The following is a 3,401-nucleotide window of genomic DNA, read 5'->3' as shown; positions in this document are numbered from 1 at the left end:
CTTAGACATTGAGGAAAACCTTCCCATATACTGTGGGACGGTTATTTGTTGTACCCTTTTACCAGTATATCATCCTTCGTTTCGTTCATTAATAATTAAATATTGACAGCCTATTAGCTGGTATAGCTTAATAAAAAGAGGAGCAGCTGCCCGTGGCAAAGCTGCTCCATATAGTTGAACTAATGTCTCCGATAGTTGAATGCCCACATTATTTCAATCATTTGAGTTTGTTTCCAACCCCATAATTTCAAGCCACTCGTTTCAATTTTTATCCTATTAAGCTATTGAACAAATCAAGAAAGAACGATACCATTTACTTTGTAGTAATATTTTTGTAATTTCGGGATTGAATTCCATAATTTTTATTGTTTAGGCTTAAGGTCGGTGCACTTATCGTTTGTCTATCGGTATTATTAAGTAGTGTAGTTTTGCAGCTTTTGGATGGCGTGGTAATCATTACTGGTCTAGCAACATGTATGCTGTATCCTGCTCATCACCATCAGGAAATTATTTGGACGGTCACTCTAAAGTGGTGTCGAATATAACTGGAGCAAATGTAGGAGTTACCAATCAAGCCACGGCAGGATTACAGCTTTGGAAAAATGGCAGTTATTTAGATGGCCATAGTGTAACAAAAAATGGAACTGGTGAGCTTGATGCTCATGACAAATTAGATGCTTGTTTTCATCCAGCTTCATCATCGTATAAGTTGGTAACTTGGCAAAACTACTGGTTTCCTGATCCGGCGTTCTCTAACGAAAATGCTTATTATGAACAAGAATATTTACACTAAGGGAGGATCATCGTTATGAAAAATAAAGTAGTGAAAATGAGTATTGCTAGCGCTATTCTTTGTCTTGCCGCGCTTAGTCCGGTATACGCCAGTCAGTTTCAGCCCGATACGAGTGGGCGAATTATAAGTGAAGCCAAACTATTGACAACGACATGGGAGGAAAGTGAAGATAAAGAAGTAGTGGAAATGCTCTACTCGTCTTGGTATAGAGGAATAGACAGGCTGTCCAATACGAAAGCAGCGACCTTCTCGAAAGACGATTTTAAGCTATATTTCGGCTTTGACATTCAGAGGCTATACTCACATAAGCTGAGCAATAATGAACATCAATCATTTCACATGGCATTGAAAAAGGCCCAAGAATCTTATCAAAAAGGCGATAAAGCTTATGGAATATTGATCAGCAGTGACGAAAGAAGTGCCAAAATAATTTGGGAACGGAATACCGGTGCCACACACGTGGGCGAATTAGTTAAATACACTGATGAAAAACTTGGCCCCTTATGGAAACTTATGAACGAATTTGACATAACAGAGTAATCTTTTTCCATTTGTCATCGTATATTCGGAGCTGTCCCAAAAGGCTTTTATCTAAATAGCCTCTCAGCATTCGCCGAGGCTGTTGAGGCAAGGTTTCCCTTCCCATTATATTTGCCTTCCTCCTACATTTGTAGGAGGTTTTTTATTGTAGCCACTTATCCAACTGGAATTAATTATTTAAAAATACACGGAAACCTAGTTATACCCGATGAAGGGGATTATTCAATTGATTGTCCAGCGCTATGAAACAGTCGCTTGCCGGCCTCGTACGTCGAACTTTGAAGCGCAAGAAAGACCAATTGGAATTGGCGCTTCGAGGCAACATGAGCGCCCATCAACGGCTCATGTTAAAAGCGATGCTGACTCACATCGACTTTCTTAATGAACATATCGTGGATCTGGATACGGAGGTAACCAAACGGCTCGACCCTTTTCAGGAACAACTTGATCATCTGGACACCATCCCGGGAATCGCCCGACGCACCGCTGAACAGATCCTTGCCGAGATTGGGACGGATGTCGGCTCCCATTTTTCCAAGCGCAGCTCACCTTTGTTAATGGATCGGACTTGTTCCTGGACACAACGAAAGCGCCGGTAAACGCAAGCCTTTCAAGACTCGCAAGGGCAACAAATATCTCCGTGCCGCTCTCACAGAAGCCGCCCAATCCATACGAGGGTCAGACAACTATCTGGGTGCCCAATACCGACGTATTGCTGCCCGTAAGGGAAGGCAACGTGCAGCTATAGCGGTTGCACATTCGGGTGTTGACGATCGCTTATTATTTGCTGACTCGCGGTGAGAATTAGAATTACCATGACTTGGGTGCCAATTATTTTGAGACCAGGCAGCAAGAGATGATCGTCAAACAGTCTGTGCGAAGGCTCGAAAACCTAGGCTTTACCGTTACCCTATCCAACCCCGCTGCATCATGACATCCTTCCAACCCAGTTGAATGAAGGCGCAGCTTTTTATAAAAACACACAAGCCGCGTTTGTTTCGTATTGCCATTTTAGCTGCTCCGTGCATTTTGATTTTCAGGGTAGTTCAGTGACGGGCTGAAATTTTTATTTTATTGCAATGTACAGATCTGTCTCCGACTCCTCATTGTCACCACCTACAAATCGTTCACTGTATAATTCAAAACTATCTTTTTCATCTAGCTCATATCCTGACTTCGGCAGCCATGTTGTGTGAATGTAATCAAACGCATTACCCATCGTCTGAAGTTTGCCTTTATGGGTAACTACAACATAGCGAGCAGCTGACACGATCTTAGCGACCATTCCCTCAGGAATTTCCTCAAAGCAGTTGACAGGCACACAAGCCCAATAGGTAGACCACTCATCAACATAGTTGTCACTGTACTCACTAATCCCGTATGTATCGTGCTCGTTCGAACGCTGCCTTACCTCATTAATCGGTTTTAGAAATTGTTCCCATAACCCTGGTATTTTGTTTTCTGACATTCTCGTTTCCACCTTCATCCCAAACCACTTTAAACGCTACCTTCTCAACGATTCTGGCCTCCATCGGCATACCTCCATATAAATGTTTAAGCCTTTCTTCAGTGAGCTAACGATTGACCGACCCATGTCTGGAAAATTCGATGAAAATGATACTGTGAAAACCCTGCGGCTTCAGCTGCCTCTACTAGCGTAATCTCCTCAGTCAACCTATTCTCCAAATAGGCAACTGCTTGCCGAATTTGAGTAAAATAATAATCCATCAAGTGCTTTCCTTTCTCGCATATCCCCGATACTAAGCCGATTATATACAATACTTTGTCGCAGTTTTTGATTTTTTTTGCGGAAAAAATTAGGGATGATCCTAAACTCTCCTTCCCGTTACTTCAATAAACATAAAGAGGAGCTGTCCTTATGGCAGCTCCACGCTATCGTACCCGTTAGCCCCCCATGCCCCTCACGGAGCACCACAGATGATGAAAATTGGGGCTATCCGTTCTATAATTATATTACGGCTGGCGAGGGAGGTCGATGAACTATGGTGTCGCGAACCCTACCGTTAGTCTGACCCCAGCGACCTTGGTGCACCACGGAATGTCGCTC

6 protein-coding genes are annotated in these 3,401 nt (G+C 43.0%); 4 read left to right on the top strand and 2 right to left on the bottom strand.

Annotated features, from left to right (window positions below; all coding sequences use genetic code 11):
• Positions 1-472 precede the first annotated feature (472 nt).
• The 4 genes from D7M11_RS36245 to D7M11_RS37700 all read left to right on the top strand — a co-directional run bounded on the left by D7M11_RS36245 (position 473) and on the right by D7M11_RS37700 (position 2,134).
• Entirely contained in the window at positions 473-793 is a 321-nt protein-coding gene (locus tag D7M11_RS36245; protein WP_193556370.1) for a hypothetical protein, read from the top strand.
• A gap of 15 nt (positions 794-808) precedes the next feature.
• Positions 809-1,333, top strand: a complete 525-nt coding sequence (locus D7M11_RS36030) for a hypothetical protein (RefSeq protein WP_120752094.1) — start codon at positions 809-811, stop codon at positions 1,331-1,333.
• Between the two features lie 278 nt (positions 1,334-1,611).
• A complete protein-coding gene (locus tag D7M11_RS37705; RefSeq protein ID WP_240041455.1) occupies positions 1,612-1,932 on the top strand; it encodes a hypothetical protein in 321 nt (106 codons plus the stop codon).
• Positions 1,895-2,134: a transposase gene (locus D7M11_RS37700; RefSeq protein WP_240041456.1), complete on the top strand. Its 240-nt coding sequence runs from the start codon at positions 1,895-1,897 to the stop codon at positions 2,132-2,134. Before D7M11_RS37705 ends, D7M11_RS37700 begins: the two co-directional genes overlap by 38 nt.
• 265 nt (positions 2,135-2,399) lie before the next feature.
• Here the strand turns inward: D7M11_RS37700 and D7M11_RS36020 are convergent, their stop codons facing one another.
• Together D7M11_RS36020 and D7M11_RS38255 are read right to left on the bottom strand one after the other, a co-directional pair.
• Positions 2,400-2,819, bottom strand: coding sequence for a GyrI-like domain-containing protein (locus D7M11_RS36020; RefSeq protein ID WP_120752093.1), 420 nt, complete (start codon positions 2,817-2,819; stop codon positions 2,400-2,402).
• Between the two features lie 80 nt (positions 2,820-2,899).
• On the bottom strand, positions 2,900-3,061 hold the full coding sequence (locus D7M11_RS38255) for an AraC family transcriptional regulator (RefSeq protein ID WP_120752092.1): 162 nt from the start codon (positions 3,059-3,061) through the stop codon (positions 2,900-2,902).
• Positions 3,062-3,401 lie beyond the last annotated feature (340 nt).

This window comes from Paenibacillus ginsengarvi, from assembly GCF_003626695.1.
GTDB classification, from domain to species: Bacteria; Bacillota; Bacilli; order Paenibacillales; family NBRC-103111; genus Paenibacillus_AB; species Paenibacillus_AB ginsengarvi.
This window is presented reverse-complemented; position numbering and strand designations above follow the sequence as displayed.

What these genes read in the sequence shown, in the direction of transcription:
- D7M11_RS36245 (WP_193556370.1), top strand. Translation starts at nt 473, where the DNA reads ATGTATGCTGTATCCTGCTCATCACCATCAGGAAATTATTTGGACGGT.
- D7M11_RS36030 (WP_120752094.1), top strand. Translation starts at nt 809, where the DNA reads ATGAAAAATAAAGTAGTGAAAATGAGTATTGCTAGCGCTATTCTTTGT.
- D7M11_RS36020 (WP_120752093.1), bottom strand. Translation starts at nt 2,819, where the DNA reads ATGAAGGTGGAAACGAGAATGTCAGAAAACAAAATACCAGGGTTATGG.
- D7M11_RS38255 (WP_120752092.1), bottom strand. Translation starts at nt 3,061, where the DNA reads ATGGATTATTATTTTACTCAAATTCGGCAAGCAGTTGCCTATTTGGAG.